Below are 19,461 nucleotides of genomic sequence, written 5' to 3'. Positions count from 1 at the left end.
TAAAATATGATTTAATTGCCCCACTCCATGGTGGTAACAAATATCTGGACTATAAGCCTGATCCCTCATCAAAAAAATCTCTTTTTGAGAAGGGGGCACACAAGAAACGCCAGAATATCTTCCCGGCTGTAAGCCAACGAATATCCCTCCCCTTCCCAGAGTTCGATAGTATCTGCCTGACCATCCAGGGTGTTACGGTCTCAACTCTATCGGCAAGAATGTTGAATATCTTTTTACCCTTTTTGAAAGAATCACTCGATATGTCCGTATTCCCCAGCAGAAGATCTGTAATCACCATCCCAGGGCTCAGAGCGGAAACATTAAGGGGCGTCGCCCTGGTTTCCCTGGCCAGCGCTTTTGTGAGATAGGCAAGCCCACTTTTACTGGTGCCGTAAATGGTTTGACCAAGAATGACTCGTCCATCACTACCCAGGCCTTCCATATTGTATACATGACCCCAGCCCTGTGACAACATCCCCCGAATAGCTACTCGAGAACCGTACATAACTCCACGGAGATTCACACTCAATATCTCATCAATCTTCTTAACGTCCTGCTCCCAGAAGGGAAGGCTATTATGTCCCAGACCAGCATTGTTAATCCAGATATCAATTTGTCCAAAATATTGGATACAATAATCCAACAAACCTTGAAGCTGTCCATATTCTCCAACGTCACAGGCGCATCCTTTGACATGGTCTGCATCGCATTCCTGTGACAGGGTCTTGCGCACTTCGTCCACCTTATCTTGCGCTCTGCCAGAAATTATTACTCTGCATCCCTCTGCCAGAAAAGACCTGGCCAGCCCCAGACCAATGCCCCGGGTGCTTCCCGTTATGACTACTACAGTATTATTCTTGATCTCAGTCATCTGATAGGGAGCATATATTGAAACCCAGGTCAGATAGTATTTGCAGGTTTTCAGGTCGCAAGGACCCTCCTAGACTTCTGGCTATAACACCAGACCAGGCAGCAGCATGCATATTCTTACCCAGTGATACATAGTGTTGGGCCAATTCTTCATCATGGACTTTAATTTGATCAATGGGATTGGTTTGATTGTACTTCTCACTATGGATGACCAGTTCTTTAGGCAGCCGCGGTTTTTGAGGTGGAATATTTTGCTTCACCGGCCACCCCAGACACATGCCGAAGGTGACATATACTTGCTGCGGAAGCCCAAGTAGTTTGGCAACTTCAGCGGGATGGTTGCGCATGGCACCAATCATCACAGCTCCCAAACCCAGGGATTCTGCACCGGTCTGGACCGACATCCCCACCAATGAGGCATCAATAGTAGAGATTAGAAAGGTTTCCAGGTTGTTGGTCATTTCAACAGCATGTAATTCACAGACCTTGCTGAGTCGATGCAAGTCTGCGCAAAAGGCCAGGAAAACGGGGCAAGTTTCAATCTGCTTCTGATTGCCGGCCAATACAGCCAGTTCCCTTTTTACGCCGGGATCTTTAACAACAATAATACTATATGCCTGCATATTGCTGCTGGTTGGCGCTCTTCTGGCTGCTTCGAGAATATTCATGAGCATTTTCTCAGGGATATCCTCATTGGTGAATGAGCGAATGGTTACATGTTGATTTTGTACATCAAGGGTTGAACTCGTTTTCATGGAAGACCTTTATCAATAGATATTTAAGAATTTCTTAAGTGTCGCTAATATACAACGCAACATCTTGAAATATTATCTGGGATACAACCTTCAGTGAGATAAAAAAAGAAGCCCCCTGACAAGTGGGGGCTTCCCTATGACATTGGCTTCAGGAGGTAGAAATTACTATCAGCCAATAATCCTATTTGAGGAACAACATTTTGATGACATCCACATGACGGCCTGCTTCCAGTCGAGCGAAATAGACACCGGTACTCATCTGTCGGCCATGCCGATCCAACCCATACCAGGTGGTTTCATAATTACCAACGCTTCTGTGATCGTTTACAAGCTCGATCACCTCCCGCCCCAGGAGATCATAGACCACCAGACGAATATTTCCATTCTCAGGTAATGAATACCTGATATGGGTCATGGGATTGAAGGGATTGGGGAAGATACTTAATAGGAAATCAGCGGGGACTGCTAAGGGTTTTTCATCAATTCCGACGAGATCCCCAATATCTCCAGTGGTTACTCCGTCGATTGTGCTGCCAATAAGAACGTTTACCACTCCCAACGCTGCATGAAAGGCATAACTCCAATAATGGCCAAGAGCATATCTCCAAAATTGTTCAGAATAGACCATCCCGTTACACCATACCCCATAATCAATCGACCCATCAGTCCTTATAAGAAGGCCATCCCTTGATCCCGGATTAAACGTCTCTAAGGCACAAAAGTGCACCGGGATGCCGTGTGTAAATCCTTGCCCCTGATGAATCTGGTGAAGATTCCCATCCAGGGTATACACAATCGATGTGTCCACAGCAAGACTATCGCCCGATAGATTGTGATGCAATATCTGGGTTTCAACTCTGTAAAATGAAGTATCTGCATTACTATAAGTATCAACAATTTCATTTCGTAAACCAGTATAGAAAGCGTAGGGGGAATAATTCCAAATATTGCCCTGGGAGAGCGGCTGGAAGCTCAACCAGTTTGAGGTGGTATCACTTGCGATTGCAAAGCTCAGGAATCCCTCCTGGAATGAGCTTGAGTCATTAAATAGCTGGAGGGAAAACCCTGAGATGGAGTCTCCGGGTAGGTCGACATATCTAATCCCAAGGAGCTCCTCTCCGTTAAAACCTATTTGTTCAACCAAGAGACTATCAACCGTGGAAAAGGAAGTTGGTTCAAACTGCAACGTATCAGTAGCTATGGGAGCATTTTCATTCACAGGTATAAAACACGTCAATCTATACTCTACCACCGTAGAGTTGTTATTGGCAAAAGTAAAATCGAGATATTCTATATTTGAATCTGGTCGATCATCATCATAATAACCAATGAAAATTTGATTAAATGAAGTATCAACAGGTATCATATACTCATGCTCTATGCTTGGGATATGAAGCGTGAATTCTTGACTCCAGAGCAAATTCGAAACTAATAAAACCAGAAATAAGGTACGTTTTTGCATGATTTTCCCCATATCTAGAATTTGCATCAATCCTGAAAAACAGTATTATTTCAGATAAAGCATTTTGATGACATCTACATTCCGTCCAGCTTCAAGTCGGGCAAAATAGACACCTGTACTCACCTGGTTACCGTGACGGTCCAGACCATACCAGGTTGTCTCATAGTTACCGACACTCCGATGGTCACTAACCAACTCCACTACTTCCCGACCCAGCAGATCGTAAACCACCAGGCGAATATCTCCACTCTCAGGTAATGAATACCTGATATGGGTCATGGGGTTGAAGGGATTGGGAAAGTTCTGGCTTAGCATAAAACTTTGAGGCATCTCAACATATCTGGTTTCCACATCAACAGGCTCCATAGAAGCATAGCCAATTTGATCGATATTGGAATTTGCTGACCAACCAGTATACCAGATCTCATACCCCCCTTGATTAAGAAGAACTGTGGGATAATAAGATGCTGTCTCATTCCACGACCCGGACTCCCCAAATCCTATCTCTGGTTCGGTTACGGTTGTCCGATTCCAGTCGATGCCATTCATGGATGTGGCCCTGCCGATGGTAAAGGAGTTTGTGTTGTCATGGGCAAAGTACCACATGTAGTAATACTCCCCGTTGAACACCACTGAAGATGCATATAGATCTTGACTATCCCATCCATTCTCGCTGGGGTCGAAAACGGGATTGTTTTCCACATCTTTGGTCCATTCTATTCCATCAGGTGATGTGGCGAATCCGACACGGGCAACAGCAGCACGCGTGCCTATATACCAACCGTGGAACAATGAGTCCTGGTATATGACATCTGAGAAGACAACAAAGTCTGAATCCCATGTTCCGGAGCTGCCTTCCAGAACGGGTCCTGGTGTTAAGGTCCAATTCGTCCCATCTAGAGAAGTCGCATGACCTGCTCTGGCATTTGTTCTGAACCACATATGGAAGAGATCATCCACAATGACCACCCGTGGCATTTCTAGATATTCGTCCTGCCACCCGGCCGGGTCACTTGTCAAAACAGGGTTGCCTGGATCGCGATCCCAGTTTATCCCATCTGAAGAGGTAGCGTGGCAGATTCGTTTTCTTAATCCATCATCTCCAGTGTACCACATGTGATATTGTCCCTCATAGAACAACACCTCCGGAGCATATACAGCCACGCCATCATAGCTACCCTCTACTCCAGGTGAAAACACTGGATTACCTGGCCAATGCCACCAGTTCCAGGCGCTGGTAACTCTATGACCTGAAAGATTGGATTCAAAGGCCCCCATATCAGGTGATGACCCCACAGGATCTGGACGGATATGTCCAGTCACATCCTGGGAAGGTGCGTGGTAGGTGACACCATCAATGACACAAGTGGATGTGCCAGCACCGATACAAGCCGAGCGAGATGTATTTAGAGAATAATCAGTAACCAGATGTGGATCAATAGAAAGGCTTTCCTCGAAATTGACATGGCCCGGGTCTCCTGTATTTCCAACGCCCCACATGATTGACTCGATTCCACCTTCGAGACATGAATTGTAAACATCTATGGTACGGGTACTCATCGTATTCCCATACATAGCCATATTATGTCCCCAATTTTCCCACTCATTGGCATTCATCCGAATATTATCCGCTATGATTGTATTGATGAATTTGGCCCTCGCACCATTGAAGTATACACCACCTCCACCCCAGACGGCTCGGTTATTCGCTATCGTGTTGTTGATAAAGATTGGATCCGAATCCCAGACTATGGAAACACCTCCACCATATCCCAATTGACCCGAATTGCTTATGGCCGTATTCGAGTAAATGAGGTTTCCAATAATCATTGGATTGCAGTCACTAATAATGGATATACCGCCACCAGTATCATCTGCATGATTACTGTGAATTTTGTTGCCCTGAATCAAAGGATGAGATGTCTCATATATCATAATCCCACCACCCTGTGCCCCAATATTATCAATAAAATTTTTGGCTACATTATCACTAATCTCATTGTTAACAATTTCAGGGTGAGCACCATCACTTATAAACATACCCCCCCCAACGGCTTGTACATCCAGATAGTTGCTTAATGCCCGATTATGGTGGATGTAGCTATTTTCTACTCTTATTTTGCTACTATTAAAAATAGTCAGTCCACCCCCAGTCCACCCACCAGAATTTGAAAAACTCTTCGCGTATTGTATTTCGCAGTATTTCAACAGCGAGGAATCATTCACTGTAGCAATATTATTGAAGAGAATCCCATCCCACACACCCAGTGTAGAGTTTAAAACCGAGAAGCCCAGCGTATCGTCTACCATAAACCGAATAACTTCAGCCTCACTTCCCACAGCAAGCAATTGCCCTTGTACTAGCAAGGGGGCATGTGTTAAAAATTCAATGGTTGTTCCCGCTTCAATGGTGAGAGTCTCGCCATCAGGAATGGTGAGTTCACCCTGAACTCGATAAGGTGATTCAGCCTTGGTCCAGGTTCCGGACACATCGCCTGCTGGAACCATAGTGGGGTTATATTTAGCTAAACCAACATGATTGATCATGCTAGCATCCCAACCGCCGTAGATGGCACTAAGCCCCTCATCCGTCTCTATCACATCATATATCCCGACACCGGTGGCACCAAAATTACCAACGGCATCCCTTCTCAGCACAGGATTGTAGAGCTCATCACGTCTCCAGTGAATCCCATCTGATGATTGAGCGATGATTGTTTCAGCTGCATAACCAGCACCATAACCACCTTCCATGGCCCACATCACATATTGACCACCTATTTTGTGAACAGATGGTATTTCTAACCAACGATTGGTTTTAGGTGTCAGGACAGGTTCTCCGCTGGGGAAGGTCCAATTCACACCATCAAGGGAGTAAGCATAGTGAATGGCCTCGAAGGTGGGATCCACCTTTGAAACACCTAACCACATCTTGAAAGTGTCAGCATCCTGGATTACGAAGGGATTTCGAAGCCAGACATAATCACCGTCATCAATGAACTGAGTCGGATTGATGACCGGACCTGAATGTTTGTCCCAATTAACCCCATCTGTGCTGGTAGCATATCCGATGGTCTTGTTGCGACCATGAGTGGGCAGGTATGCCGTCCCTGTGTACCACATTTTGTAGATAGCACCGTCCTTGATGACCATGGGACCACCCACGTGACAGGAGTCCCAACCCGTGGCTGAACGCTCGAGAACGGGGTTCCCGGCATACTCTGTCCAGCCGGATTCAAGATCCATTGTGTGCCACATCCCTATGCTGAAATTGGTTCCATCTGAACCACCGATGTACAATTTGAAGGTATCAGCATCCTGGAGGACATGACCCCAATTCCAATCCCACATATCACCACTTCCGTTCCAGGCTCCGGAATCTCCTATGGTATAGATGAGTGGTTCTTCATTGGGTTTGTGCCAGATCTGACCAAAATCAAGTGCTGTTTGCCCCCAAGCCCAACTGCAAAGCACCATCAGAATTAATACAATTACTCCAAAACGTCGCATAAGTGTCCCCTTCCTGAATATTTTGATACAAGTTTACACTATTCAGGTAATTAGGACTATCACAGATGGAACCAATCCTATCCTATATGGAACATTTTCAACAATATCAGGGGGTTTTTACGTTGAGATGTTTGTGAGCGTGGAGGCTCAGAGAATTTTATTCCGAATTGCTCTTTTTCTGGTCAGATAAAAATGCAGAGGGAGACTTCCCAAATTCCTCATTGAAGGAACGGGAGAAGTGTGAGGGATTTGAGAAGCCTACCTGATAGGCAATTTCTGTGATGGTGGCATGATTATTCTGGAGCAGCATAGCAGCGCGCTTGAGACGTATCTGTCGAACAAACTCCACAGCGGTTCGACCAGTGAGTGCTTTCAATTTTCGGTTTAGCTGTTGACGACTCATGTATATGTTTTGAGCGAAGCTATCGACTTTAAAATCTGGATCACTCAATTGATCACTAATAATCTGCACAGCCCGTTCCAGGAACTGTTTGTCCATGGATGAAATATTCATGTCAGACGGGATGAGACTGAATTCCCTCTGAAAACGCTCCCGTAAGGCCTGTCTTTGATCTATCAAATTTTTGATACGTATCTTTAATTCCAGCGCTTCAAAAGGTTTTGTGAGATACGCATCAGCCCCTGTCTCCAGGCCTTTGACCTTACTATCAAGGTCTGCCTTGGCCGTCAGCATGAGAACTGGAATATGACTGGTACGCTCATCAGTCTTCACCTGGCGGCAAAACTCCAACCCATTCATCTTGGGCATCATCACATCACTGATTACCAGATCAGGAACAAGCTCTCTTACCCTATTAAGTCCATCCTGACCATCTACCGCTTCATAACATTGATATTGTTTGTCCAGATAGCCTCTGATATAGTTGCGGACATCAAGGTTGTCCTCCACAATGAGAAGAATTGGCAATGCTTCGCCCCGATTTTCCTCACTCTGAGGACCACCCCCTTCTTGATCCAGGTCAGGTACTGTCACAGTATCAGAATCCTGGTTTGTGATATAGTCAGCATGCACGATTTTGTGGGCATTGAGGTGTTGCTTACCTCTGGGCAGACGGATGGTAAAAACTGTACCTACATCTGGGTTGCTGTCAACAGAGATGGTTCCACCGTGCAATTCTACCAACTCTTTAGAAAGCGCAAGCCCAATCCCGGTGCCCCCCCATTGCCTGGTTTCTGTATTGTCCACCTGATGAAAACGGTCAAAGACCTTGTCCAAATGATTCTCTGGTATCCCAATACCCGTATCTGAAACACGAATTATGACCTCCCCCTCACTGCTTAAGGGGGAATCTGGACTCTGGCTTAGACTCACTTTGATAGACTTGCCAGCACCTGAGAATTTGAAGGCATTTGAGAGTAAATTATTGAGAATCTTAACCATGGCATCTTTCTCAACATACAGCTGGACATTCTCTTTAGCCGCTTCAAACTTAAGATCTATGGTGTTGCGCTCTGCCAGAGATCCAAACGAATCCACCAAGCCTTTAATGAGGGGGACAATATTCTGTTGGGATGCCTGGAGGATCATCTGCTTGTCTTCTAATTTGGAGATATCAAGAAGCTGGATCACCAACTCCAACAACCTTTTTGCTTGTCTCTGGATGAGGTGAAGGTCATCACGCATGTCATGATCTTTAATCTGATTCATGAGATTGCTCACAGGTCCCAGGATGAGTGTGAGGGGCGTGCGAAACTCATGGGATATGTTGGCCATGAATCGGGATTTATGCTCATCCAATTCATGATAATGTTCTGCTGCGAGATGTTCCAATTCGACTTGATGCCGGAGTTTAATTTTGCTGACCTGAAAACGCCAAAATGCCACCATCATTCCACCCAGAACCAATAAATAGCCCAGGTAGGCCCACTGTGTTTCCCACCAGGGCGGTGAGATGATGATTTTCAGTGAGACCCCCTGTTCATTCCACACACCGTCATTGTTGGATCCCTTGACCCTAAAGGTATAGTTTCCTGGATCCAGGTTTGTGTAGGTTACTTCGCGCTTGGTAGCATCTACATAGTTCCAATCATCCTCAAAGCCTCCGAGATGATATGCGTATTGATTTTTTCTGGGGCTATGAAAATCAAGAGCTGAAAATTCCAGAGTAAATATGTTCTGTCTGTATGTCAGATTCAATTCCTTCATGTAAGAGATATGCTTCGGAATCGAGAATCCCTTTCCGGGTTCAGTTTTCGATCGAACTGGGACGGATTCATGGAATAGTTTAAAGTCTGTGAGGACAATGCTGGGTGCCTGAGTATTCTCCTTTAAACTATCGGGAAAAAAGGAAACCAAACCCTTATCTCCACCTACAAAGATCTCTCCTGTGCCGCTTCTATGGATAGACTCGAATTCATACCCATCGCTGGGGAGACCATCCTCTTTCCAGAATGATTTAAAAGTTTCTGTCTGAGGATTAAATCGCGAAAGACCAAGTTTTGTGGTAATCCAGAGGCTTCCCTGATTGTCTTCCTGAAGATCCAGGATGTGATTATGGGGTAAACCATCCTTCATCGTATAATGGCGAAAGGTTTCAGATTCATAATCATAGATATCCAGGCCTGCCATGGTTCCCACCCAGAGGACCTGATGTCCCTTGAAATCTGATGTGTATAGAGCTTCCACCATATCATTAGAGATAGTTAAAGGGTCATTGGCATTGTGTGTATACCAAGTCTCATCGTTGCTTTTCAGATCGACTCTTAATAGTCCTTTTCTGAACGTCCCAACCCATAGATATGATTGATCCTTGTAGGGTGTTTCGTGGACGGCGTAGGCACGTTGATTCATAATCGAGGTTGTTTCGCCACTCATGGGATCATATTTATCAACGTAATTGGAAGCAGCAATCCAGGTAAAACCAGAGGGCCCAGTATAGCTGGATTGGATGGGACCAGAATGTGTTTTGATGATGCTTATTCGATCTGTCAATAATTCTAGTACGTAGACTTCCTCGAGTGTGCCAATCAAAATCTGCCCGGGCTTGGAGAGGGTCAGCGTTAGCACTGCATTATTCTGAAGTGCATTCGGATTCCCACTTTCTGGTAGGTACCATTTCGATGCTCCCGTGGATCTATCGTAGCGACATAGCCCACCCCCAATCGTGCCCACCCATATTAGCTCCTTGTCACCTGCTTGAGTAGTCAGTACGGAGGTGACCCACTTATTTTCAAGACCGGTTGGACCAATAACTGAATGTTCATAACGAGAAAAGGCTGCCTTTTGGGGATCCCACTTACTGATTCCATTTACATGACCAAACCAGACTATCCCTGATTTGTCATCACAAATTGAAAAGATGATATCTGACCCTATGCTGTGAGGGTTATTGGGATCGTAGAGAAATCTGGTAAAAGTATTGGTTTCGCGGTGAAATATATTCATTCCCCGTCCATAGTTTGAGAACCACAAATTTCCCATTGCATCTTCGAAGAGGTATTCTCCCTCATAGCCGCTCATGGAATTCGGATCTTTTGGATCATGTTGATAGTGTTTGAATGTGATCTCGCTCAGGTCATCTCTGGACGAGGTTATTCTGTCAACTGATTTAGAGGTGCCAACATAAAGTGTACCGAATCGATCTTCCGTCATATCATAGACACCCCTGCCACCCAGGCTTTTGGGATCAGATCGATCTTGTACCGACCAAGTAAAATCATCTGTTTCAGGATTATAATGACCGAGTCCGTTTCGAGACGTACCAACCCATAGCACACCCTTACTATCGTAAAAGAGATCTGTTACAAGGTGGCCAAGTCTATATCTTTTAAACTTACCCGTCCTAATATCCAGCCTGTCAAGGCCGAGCCCCTGGACTCCCACCCAGATCTCAGGGATTCCACCAATGTTGGTTTCCTCGATAATCCAGACACTATTATTACTGATTGAGGTAGAATCATCGGGGTCATAACGAAAATTGGTAAAGCGTTCGGTTCTCAAGTCAAGGCAAGCCAATCCTCCTTCAACAGTACAGACCCAAAGTTTATGCTCGCCATAGGCATGAGATTCAAGGGCCTGACGAAGAATATTACCCCCAAGACTGGTTGGATCGTCCGGGTCATGCCTGAAAACCTCAAAATTGTAGCCATTGTATTTATTCAAGCCGTCCTCTGTTGCAATCCACAGATACCCCTTGCAGTCTGCGACTACCTCAAATACATACCTCTGTGAGAGGCCATCCTCTACAGACAGGTGCTCAAATCGAATGTCACTTTGTTGTGCGGATAAATGGATCAGCTGACCCAGCAAAAGAATGATTATCCTTTGTGCAGTATGACGCCAAAGATTCAGATCCACCCCCCTTAACCGGTTTAACTGGAAGTGCTTACAAAATAGTTTCAAAACCTTGTTAATGTAAAGAGTTAATCATCACATCAATTCACTTTGAAGCACACGAATAAGAAAAGGCTCCCAGATGGAAGCCTTTCATGAAACATCAATACTCCCAGTAATTCTTTTCGTTATTTCTTCACTTCCCAGTGATTTGATCAACATACTCTCCATAACCCTCCAGTTCCATTTTAGCGAGAGGGATGAATTTAAGAGCAGCTGAATTAATGCAATAACGCATGCCATCAGGACCTGGTCCATCATCAAACAGGTGACCCAGATGTGAGTCCGCACTTTTGCTCTTCACTTCTGTCCTCACCATGGAAAAACTCATATCAGCTACTTCAATTATATTTTTGTCTTCAATCGGTCTGGTAAAACTGGGCCATCCTGTACCTGAATTGAATTTATCCCTGGAGCTGAACAACGGCTCTCCGCTCACGACATCCACATAGATACCTGCTTCCTTATTATTCCAGTAAGCATTGGAAAAGGCAGGTTCAGTCCCACATTCCTGTGTGACTTTGTACTCCATCCTGCTCAGGGATGTCTTAAGCTCTGATTGTGAAGGCTTGCTGAAATAGCCTGTATCCTTGAAGGTTTCCTTGTCATTTTTCCAGGTTTTCTTGAGATATCCATCTCTGCCAGAGCCCACCTTATACCTATTATAATATTTGGTGTTCTTGCGGTAGTAATCCTGATGATAGTCTTCTGCAGGCCAGAATTGTTGAAATTTGATAATATCTGTAGCAACCCGATCTTTAAATTTACCTGAGGCATCCAGTTTGGATTTTGATTCCCTGGCCAATTTCGACTGGTCACTTGTGTGGAAAAAAATGGCAGTCATGTATTGTGAACCTCTATCAGCAAATTGCCCGCCCCCATCTGTTGGATCAATATTTTGCCAGAAAACCTTTAACAGGGTCTCATAACTGACTTTTTGTGGGTCATAGCTCACCTGAACCACTTCAAGATGACCGGTTAAGCCGCTGGTCACCTGTTTGTAGGTAGGGTTGGTTACACTACCACCAGAATAACCTGATATCACTTCTACAACCCCATCCAGAGCTTCAAAAGGGGCTTCCATGCACCAGAAACATCCTCCGGCAAAGGTTGCCGTTTTGTAGTAGGTCGAAGCAAGCGGTGAATCTCTTGACACAATCTGGCCAGTAATCGATCCCAGAAGGATCAAACTTAAAACAATGGACAGGGTTACTTTATTTTTGGTTTGCATATGAATTTCCTTTCTAATCCCCGGGGTTGGAGGCAGAGAGAACATCTCTCTGCCTGAACTTAATCCCCTGAGATCTATATCTCTGTAATAGTTACTCTGATGATGTCACTGAGCGAGGGATAGTTGTACATATCGTCAACTATACTCACCAGTCCCATTTCATCCATACCAGCACCAGCACCCGCTTGTCGTGGCGCCTGATTCAGCCCAATCCCTGGCGTTTCGTTGACCTCGGTACCTGCATCCCAAATACTGAGATAGCTGGTGACATCACCAGTCATGGCTGTCCCATCATTAAACAGGGCAATGCCCATTCCTGAGGGTGCCACGAATAGATCATTTGACTGAACCAACATGGTGGCCAGTGAAAGATAATCACCTTCCATGGCAGTGATGACGAATTCGTAACTGGCACCTGGAGCCAATGCACCAGGACCTGCTGCACCAACTGGGATATTGAAGGCGCCAGATGCAGTATACATGCTTGATGCGGTCAGAGCAGCTGCCAGGCTACTTGGGTCACCATCTTCAGCCAGATCTTCAAGACCTTCCCCGCGATCTGCCACATCTGCAGTAAAGAGAGGATTTGCTGATTCATGGACCACATACACACCTGGGGCATACAGCTGAGTTACACCTGTATCCATGGCAATCATTGAAGAGAGGTCCGTTGGATCACCGTCTTCAGCAATTGCTGCCAATCCGTATCCATAATCAGCCATTCCAGCAGTAAAGAGCACATCTGCACCGGAATGAACGACATATACACCGGGAGCCAGTGGTACAGCTGTGCTACCGCCGTCAGAGGTCATGAGTGTGCTGGAGCTGGAGACATTTTCAATGCGCAGTGTAAATGCTGTCGCTCCGTTTGAACTCAAGCTTACCTGGACCACATCTGCTACAGCTGGCAAGTTTGAAAAATCATCTGATGCCAGACGAACTGTGTTGTCAGTATCTGCTGCACCAGTATTGGCACCAGCCTGACGAGGTGCCTGATCTGCACCCAGACCTGGTTCCTGATTCAGCTCGCTACCAGCATCCCAGAGCATGATTTGACTGGTGATATCACCTACCATCTGGTCACCCATGCTATCATAAAGATCGATTCCCCCACCATCGGGAGCATAAAAAAGATCATTGGATTGGACGAACATGGTGGCAAATGACAATTTGCTGCCAGGTGCAGCGCTAAAACTTACTTCATAAGCTTCACCAGGAAAAATAGGCGCTGGACCTGATGCACCCACAGGGGTGTTGAAAGCCCCGCTTGATGAATAGCTTTTAGCTTCAGCAATATTCTCGATAGTAACTTTGAAGTCCCCCTCAATTTGCGGTTCATTCGTTGTCGTATCGCATGCAACAATCAGTAGTAGTGTCATTCCTATCAGGGTCATTTTTTGAATCATGGTATCCTCCTTGTTTAGTTACCTTTAGTTTTCTTGACCTGGGCCAAGATACCAGGTGGGTATCACGGAAGTATCACGCGGGCATCAAATGAGTGTAAAGTCTACAGATAGATAAGGATTTAGTTTGAGGATATGTAGGCGCGGAGCATGATCCGCTGGTACTTCTGATTTTTTATTGAATTCGTTGCAGGAAAAGAAGAACCGGAGAATTGCTAAGCAATAGGTAGACTGAAATAAAAGCAGGTACCCCGTCCTAATTCGCTCTCCACCTCAAGTACTTGATCATGGGCTTCGATCATTTTGGATGCGATGGTTAAACCCAGACCCGTACTTGTGGATCCCTTGATGGATTTTTTGCCACCAGTGTAGAAGCGATCAAAAATGCGAGGCAAATCATCAGGGGAGATCCCCTGACCAGTGTCCTCGATGCTGATCATTACAGATTTATCCTGCTGCTTTATATCCAGACTGATACGCCCCCCTGATTCCGTAAATTCAGAAGCATTACGAATCAGGTTGGAGATGACCCGTTCCACCATGGCTATATCCCCAATCACTGGAGGTAAGCTGTGGGGGATGTTGTCAACCAGTTCCAAACCATGGTCTTCTATCTGAGTTTTAAATTTCAGGCATACATCCTGGGCAAGTTCATTGATTGAGAAGGGTTCCTGCACTGGAAGAATCTGTTTGGCTTCCAGCTTGGACAATTCGAATAACTCATTGACCTGATTGCTCAAACTCTGGGTGTTTTTAAGAATAACTCCCAGATATTTTAGTTTTTTCTCATCATCCATATCCGTTTTCATGAGAATGGTTTCCACATACCCCTGAATGGAGGCCAGAGGGGTTCGCAGGTCGTGGGAAACGTTGGCAATCAATTCCCTGCGCAGATTGTCATTCAGTCGGAGCTTCTCTATGGTGGCTTCAATGGTATCAGCCATGCTGTTAAATGAATGACCGAGTTGCCCGAATTCGTCTTTGGTTGAAACATCAATACGATGCTCAAGATTCCCTTGCTCAAATTCTGAAACGATCTCTGAGATCACCCGGAGGCGTTTGGTCAGAAGGGCAAACAGTATCAAACCAATGATGCCAGCGAACACAACGGTAATGAGCAGACCGTTGATCATGGTGCGGACAATATAGCTCTCCTGGAAAAAGGCGAAGGTTGAGTCATACTGCTGCCCCCCGATAATGATATAGAGGAATCCTTTTGACCCATCCCCCATGAGGAGCTCAGCTGCTGAAAAGGGTTTACGTTTGCCTGGCTGTCTGGGGTCGCTTCCCAAAATGGGAGCGTGATCTGCCTGTAATAAGAATTGATAGACTGGATCCAGATCAACTGAATCAGCCACCATGGTTTTTCCAGGCTCGGCAAAAAAGGCCAGGACATTGCCCCACTCATTTAATACATAAATCTCAATCTTGGGGTTCATCACCATCATATAGTGAATGCGTTCTCCAATTTTGCCAAAATCCAGTTCTTCATCCAGAATGGGTATGAGTTCAAAGGCCATATCCTTTGCAAGATTCAGATTGAGGCGCTGATCAACTTCCTGATTGAAACTAATAAATGAGCGTGTCGTTATCACAACCTGACTGATACCCATAAATATGAGGACCAGAAGAAATACTGAGGTCAGCTTGCCATAAAATGACTGAAAAAAACGTCTCATGTGGCTAACTCTTCCAGATCCACAAAGCGATACCCCACGCTCCACACCGTTTGGATATAGCGAGGATTGGCTGGATCCTGCTCAATTTTAGCTCGTAAACGATTGATGTGTGAATTCACAGTATGCTCATATCCACTAAATTGATAACCCCAGATTAAGGTCAGCAATTGTTGTCTTGAATAAGCCTTTCCAGGATGACTGGCAAACAGATAGAGCAGGTCAAATTCCTTGGCCGTAAGCTCAATCGATTGGCCATTAACAGTGACACGTCTCTTCTCACTATCAATATCCAATGCTTCAATTTTAATAGCCGTGGCAGCGGCCTTTGGTGTGGAGCTCTCCGCATCAACTTCCATGCGTCGGAAGAGCGCTTTGACTCTGGCAATAAATTCGCGAATGCTAAAGGGTTTGGTGATGTATTCATCAGCGCCCAGCTCAAGCCCCAGGACCTTGTCCAGTTCCTCTGAGCGAGAAGTGAGCATCATGATGGGTGTCAGCCTGTCCTCCATGCGGATACGCTTGCAGATCTCCATGCCATCCATACCAGGAAGCATGATATCAAGAATAATGAGATCAAAACTTTCGTTTTGTGCCAGTCCAAGCCCTAACTCGCCATGGTCTTCAGAAACCACCTCAAATCCCATATCTTCTAGATGAATGGTTAAGAGATCAACGATTGATTCGTCATCCTCCACAACCAGAACACGCTTCTTATTTTCTTTAGAAATCACCACTTACCTTTGATACTTAATTAATGACAATTTTAAAGTGACTGGAAATTGGTTGAAAAGCAAATTGTAATTTCATATCTGAATTCAATGGATTTGCCCGCTAATCCCCATCCTTTAATGAATTCCTTTTCTCGATGAGCATACAGCGTTCCACAAGATTAATAAATTCTGCCCGATAACCGTATTCATCATCACCTTTAGCCCCCTTTGCAAGTTTCTTAACCGTTTTTAAATCTGCCTCACCTTTAAATTCTGAATCTCTGAGTATCTGTGCGAATTGGGCCACAGCGGCTGAGAATCTGAAGTTATTAGATGCCTTTGCCAGTTGAATAGGCTTCCCAGTGAGGACTTTTGATATTTCCTGACTCTGGTCGCCATCAGGATCCTTATAGCGAATTCTAACCGTGAGAACGTCGGAGGATTTGAAGGCAGAATTTTTTATCTTTGTTTCTTGATACTTCAATTCCTGCACCTGGGTTTTATCATTTGGTCGAAGGGGTACAATTTCATATAAAGCAGTCACGGTATGACCAGCACCAACTTCTCCTGCATCCTTTTTGTCATCCTCATAATCCTCATTTGCGAGACGACGATTTTCATATCCCAGCAAACGATATGAATGGACTTTTGCGGGATTGAATTCAACCTGGATTTTTACATCCTTGGCAATTGTATAAAGGGTCCCTGTCAACTCGTCGACCAGCACTTTTTTGGCTTCCATAATGTTGTCAATATAGGCGTGTGTACCATTACCTCTATCGGCAAGTTCCTGGAGTCGATTGTCCTTGTAATTGCCCTGACCGAAGCCCAGTACCGTAAGAAAAATCCCATTATCACGCTGATCTTCAATATATCTGACCAATTCAGAAGAAGAGGAAATGCCTACGTTAAAGTCACCGTCTGTGGCAAGGATTACTCGATTGTTACCCCCTTTGATAAAATTTTCCTTGGCAATTTTATAAGCCATTTGAATGCCTGCCCCTCCAGCGGTACTGCCACCTGCTTCAAGCTTATCGATAGCCCTCAGGATCTTTTTTTTCTCAGATCCTGGTGTTGAAGATAAAACCTCACCGGCTGCCCCGGCATAGACCACGATACTCACTCTGTCATTCTGGGTGAGTTGCTTGACAAGGAGCTTAAAAGCTTGTTTGAGCAAGGGTAGTTTATCAGGTTTCTTCATTGATCCTGAAACATCCAATAGGAATACCAGGTTGCTGGATATTTCCTCATCTCTTTGTAAAGATTTACCTCTAAGACCAATATGAATGAGTTGATTTTCATCATTCCAGGGGCAATCTGAATACTCCAGATTTATGGAAAGAGGATCGTTTGACCGAGGCACTTCGTAGTCGTAGCTGAAATAGTTGACTAATTCCTCAGTGCGAACCGCATCAGCATAGGGGTATTTCCCCTGCATGATGAACCGCCGTACATTGGCATATGAAGCAGCATCCACATCAGCTGCAAAAGTTGAAAGGGGGTTTGCAGTAACTTCCAGGAAACCAGTCTCGTCTATCTTACTATACTCTTCAGTATTTGAGACCGGGAACTGCATCCTGTTGGCGGGGTAGGACATTGCTAAAAATGAGGCAGCTTCCGACTGTACGCGACTGATCTTCATTTCCTGCATTATTAGTGGCCGCTCAGCGCTAATCGTGATGGCTTGGGACTCGACCATTTCGATTTCCATTTCGATATCCACAGTCAGAATAGAATCAGCTTTCACCTCAATATTTTTTACGATTGTGCTGTAGCCAATAAATTGAGCTACCAATTCGTACTTACCGGCGCTCACATCCTTAATAAAATATTTTCCCTTCAGATCAGTAGCAGCGCCTTGTTTACTCTCCTTTAAGAAAATATTTGCACCGATCAGTGGACTTCCATCTCTAGCAGCCACAATTGTACCCTTGATTATACCCGTATCACCAGCAAATAGACTCAGACTGAGCAGAACACAGATAATAGCAATGATTGACTTTTTCATTTCCCCTCCGAAGATATTGTTTATAAATATAGTGAAAACTTGAGGGACTCCTATCACAGATTCTGAGGCCTTACACCCCTTTAAATCCCTTTAAATTAATACTTTTAATATTGTATTGAGTTTTTGAAATTGTGGTAATTACTGTCCCTCAGAAATAGTCATTTATTTCATTTTAAATGGAGTCCTACCAAAAGCGAGATGCATAATTGTGTCTAAAACATTGAAATTTTACTAATTTATATTAAGTTATTGCTCCTAATCTTAGTTGCGATAGTCAAATATTGAATCTCTTGTTGATGCTGATATAGTTATTTCAAAGACTGAAATATGTGGTGTCCATAGATAGGGGACACCAGCGGGGTGTGGTCTTTTACAGATCTATGAATCAGATCTGGTGATATAAAAAGAGTAATGGAACAATGAATGCATGCAGTTGTGTGTGCTTCTGTCATTACTCAACCCACACACCCAAAATTTTCGATTACTATCTTATAAGGAGCTACTTATGCAGCAATATCTGGGTATATGTGCGGGGGCTTCAACCATCACTTCTGTAAATCTCCACAGAAATGGTCAGGGAACCACCATAGGCAATGTCTTTAATAAACCCCATGAAGGCAATCCCAGAGAAGTCATAACCAATCTCCTGAACAATATAGATATCGACAAATTTGATGGCGTCGTGGTCACTGGTCGTCGATTTAAAGAACTCATCGACCTGGAGACCATCTCTGAACCACAGGCTGCTGAACTCGCATTAAAATTCATCAATAAAGACAAAAAAGCCTATAACGCCATTATCAGCGCCGGTGGAGAAACCTTCATGGTTTACCAGCTGGACAGGGCTGGAAAAATTTCCAAAGTGTTTACTGGGAATAAGTGCGCATCAGGTACTGGAGAATTTTTTCTTCAGCAAACCCGCCGTATGGGCGTGAACATGGAAGAGGCCATTGAATTTGGTCAGGGTGAAATCCCCCATGTTGTCTCAGGACGATGTTCCGTTTTTTGCAAGAGTGATTGTACCCACGCCACCAACATTGGGGTTCCCAAGGGACAGGTGGTTGCCGGTCTGAGCCAGATGATGGCCAGTAAAATTCTGGAACTCCTGAAAAATACTCCCAAAGAAGACATCATCATCGTAGGCGGCACCACCCAGATTGATGTCATGATGGACTATCTCAAAGCAAGCATTAAGAATCTGATCATTCCGGAGGAAGCAACCTATTTCGAAGCTTTAGGCGCTGCCGTATATGCCTCTGATTTAAAGAACGGTCATAAAGTTGATCTAGATAATCTTTTTTCGAAAAAATCTTCCCAATTCGATTTCCATAAAGCCCTCTCGCAATTTGAGGACCAGGTGAATTTTGTAGAACTTGATCGTGGTGTTGCCAAAGAGGGAGATCGGTGCATTCTTGGCCTGGATGTGGGATCAACCACCACCAAAATAGTTGCTCTGCGGGAATCCGATTTGAAAATCGT

The 19,461-nt window shown here is 44.7% G+C and carries 11 protein-coding genes; 1 reads left to right on the top strand and 10 read right to left on the bottom strand.

Features of this window, described 5'->3' with window-relative positions:
- Positions 1 to 49: 49 nt before the first annotated feature.
- The 10 genes from ISR87_03420 to ISR87_03375 form a co-directional block, all read right to left on the bottom strand.
- Positions 50 to 871, bottom strand: a complete 822-nt coding sequence (locus ISR87_03420; protein ID MBL7024480.1) for an SDR family oxidoreductase — start codon at positions 869 to 871, stop codon at positions 50 to 52.
- Positions 864 to 1,625 (bottom strand): NADPH-dependent oxidoreductase, encoded by a 762-nt coding sequence (locus ISR87_03415; GenBank protein ID MBL7024479.1) that lies wholly within the window; start codon positions 1,623 to 1,625, stop codon positions 864 to 866. The genes ISR87_03420 and ISR87_03415 overlap by 8 nt, the downstream gene beginning before the upstream one ends.
- A gap of 181 nt (positions 1,626 to 1,806) precedes the next feature.
- Entirely contained in the window at positions 1,807 to 3,087 is a 1,281-nt protein-coding gene (locus ISR87_03410; GenBank protein ID MBL7024478.1) for a T9SS type A sorting domain-containing protein, read from the bottom strand.
- A gap of 45 nt (positions 3,088 to 3,132) precedes the next feature.
- Positions 3,133 to 6,597 (bottom strand): T9SS type A sorting domain-containing protein, encoded by a 3,465-nt coding sequence (locus ISR87_03405; protein MBL7024477.1) that lies wholly within the window; start codon positions 6,595 to 6,597, stop codon positions 3,133 to 3,135.
- Between the two features lie 157 nt (positions 6,598 to 6,754).
- A complete protein-coding gene (locus ISR87_03400; GenBank protein MBL7024476.1) occupies positions 6,755 to 10,915 on the bottom strand; it encodes a response regulator in 4,161 nt (1,386 codons plus the stop codon).
- Positions 10,916 to 11,087: 172 nt separating this feature from the next.
- Entirely contained in the window at positions 11,088 to 12,182 is a 1,095-nt protein-coding gene (msrB, locus tag ISR87_03395; GenBank protein MBL7024475.1) for a peptide-methionine (R)-S-oxide reductase MsrB, read from the bottom strand.
- Between the two features lie 74 nt (positions 12,183 to 12,256).
- On the bottom strand, positions 12,257 to 13,588 hold the full coding sequence (locus tag ISR87_03390) for a spondin domain-containing protein (protein ID MBL7024474.1): 1,332 nt from the start codon (positions 13,586 to 13,588) through the stop codon (positions 12,257 to 12,259).
- A gap of 212 nt (positions 13,589 to 13,800) precedes the next feature.
- Complete coding sequence (locus ISR87_03385) at positions 13,801 to 15,264, bottom strand: HAMP domain-containing histidine kinase (GenBank protein ID MBL7024473.1); 1,464 nt, start codon at positions 15,262 to 15,264, stop codon at positions 13,801 to 13,803.
- Positions 15,261 to 15,992 (bottom strand): response regulator transcription factor, encoded by a 732-nt coding sequence (locus ISR87_03380; protein MBL7024472.1) that lies wholly within the window; start codon positions 15,990 to 15,992, stop codon positions 15,261 to 15,263. The genes ISR87_03385 and ISR87_03380 overlap by 4 nt, the downstream gene beginning before the upstream one ends.
- A 103-nt stretch (positions 15,993 to 16,095) precedes the next feature.
- Entirely contained in the window at positions 16,096 to 17,982 is a 1,887-nt protein-coding gene (locus tag ISR87_03375; protein MBL7024471.1) for a von Willebrand factor type A domain-containing protein, read from the bottom strand.
- Positions 17,983 to 18,487: 505 nt separating this feature from the next.
- Between ISR87_03375 and ISR87_03370 the strand changes: the two genes are divergently transcribed.
- Positions 18,488 to 19,461 (top strand): activase (locus tag ISR87_03370; protein MBL7024470.1); only part of this gene is annotated, 974 nt, incomplete at its 3' end.

The sequence above is a fragment of the Candidatus Neomarinimicrobiota bacterium genome, from assembly GCA_016784545.1.
Lineage (GTDB): Bacteria > Fidelibacterota > UBA8477 > UBA8477 > JABMPR01 > JABMPR01.
This window is presented reverse-complemented; position numbering and strand designations above follow the sequence as displayed.

Coding starts and splice junctions, on each gene's coding strand:
- ISR87_03420 (MBL7024480.1), bottom strand. CDS start 871: ATGACTGAGATCAAGAATAATACTGTAGTAGTCATAACGGGAAGCACC.
- ISR87_03415 (MBL7024479.1), bottom strand. CDS start 1,625: ATGAAAACGAGTTCAACCCTTGATGTACAAAATCAACATGTAACCATT.
- ISR87_03410 (MBL7024478.1), bottom strand. CDS start 3,087: ATGCAAAAACGTACCTTATTTCTGGTTTTATTAGTTTCGAATTTGCTC.
- ISR87_03405 (MBL7024477.1), bottom strand. CDS start 6,597: ATGCGACGTTTTGGAGTAATTGTATTAATTCTGATGGTGCTTTGCAGT.
- msrB (MBL7024475.1), bottom strand. CDS start 12,182: ATGCAAACCAAAAATAAAGTAACCCTGTCCATTGTTTTAAGTTTGATC.
- ISR87_03390 (MBL7024474.1), bottom strand. CDS start 13,588: ATGATTCAAAAAATGACCCTGATAGGAATGACACTACTACTGATTGTT.
- ISR87_03385 (MBL7024473.1), bottom strand. CDS start 15,264: ATGAGACGTTTTTTTCAGTCATTTTATGGCAAGCTGACCTCAGTATTT.
- ISR87_03375 (MBL7024471.1), bottom strand. CDS start 17,982: ATGAAAAAGTCAATCATTGCTATTATCTGTGTTCTGCTCAGTCTGAGT.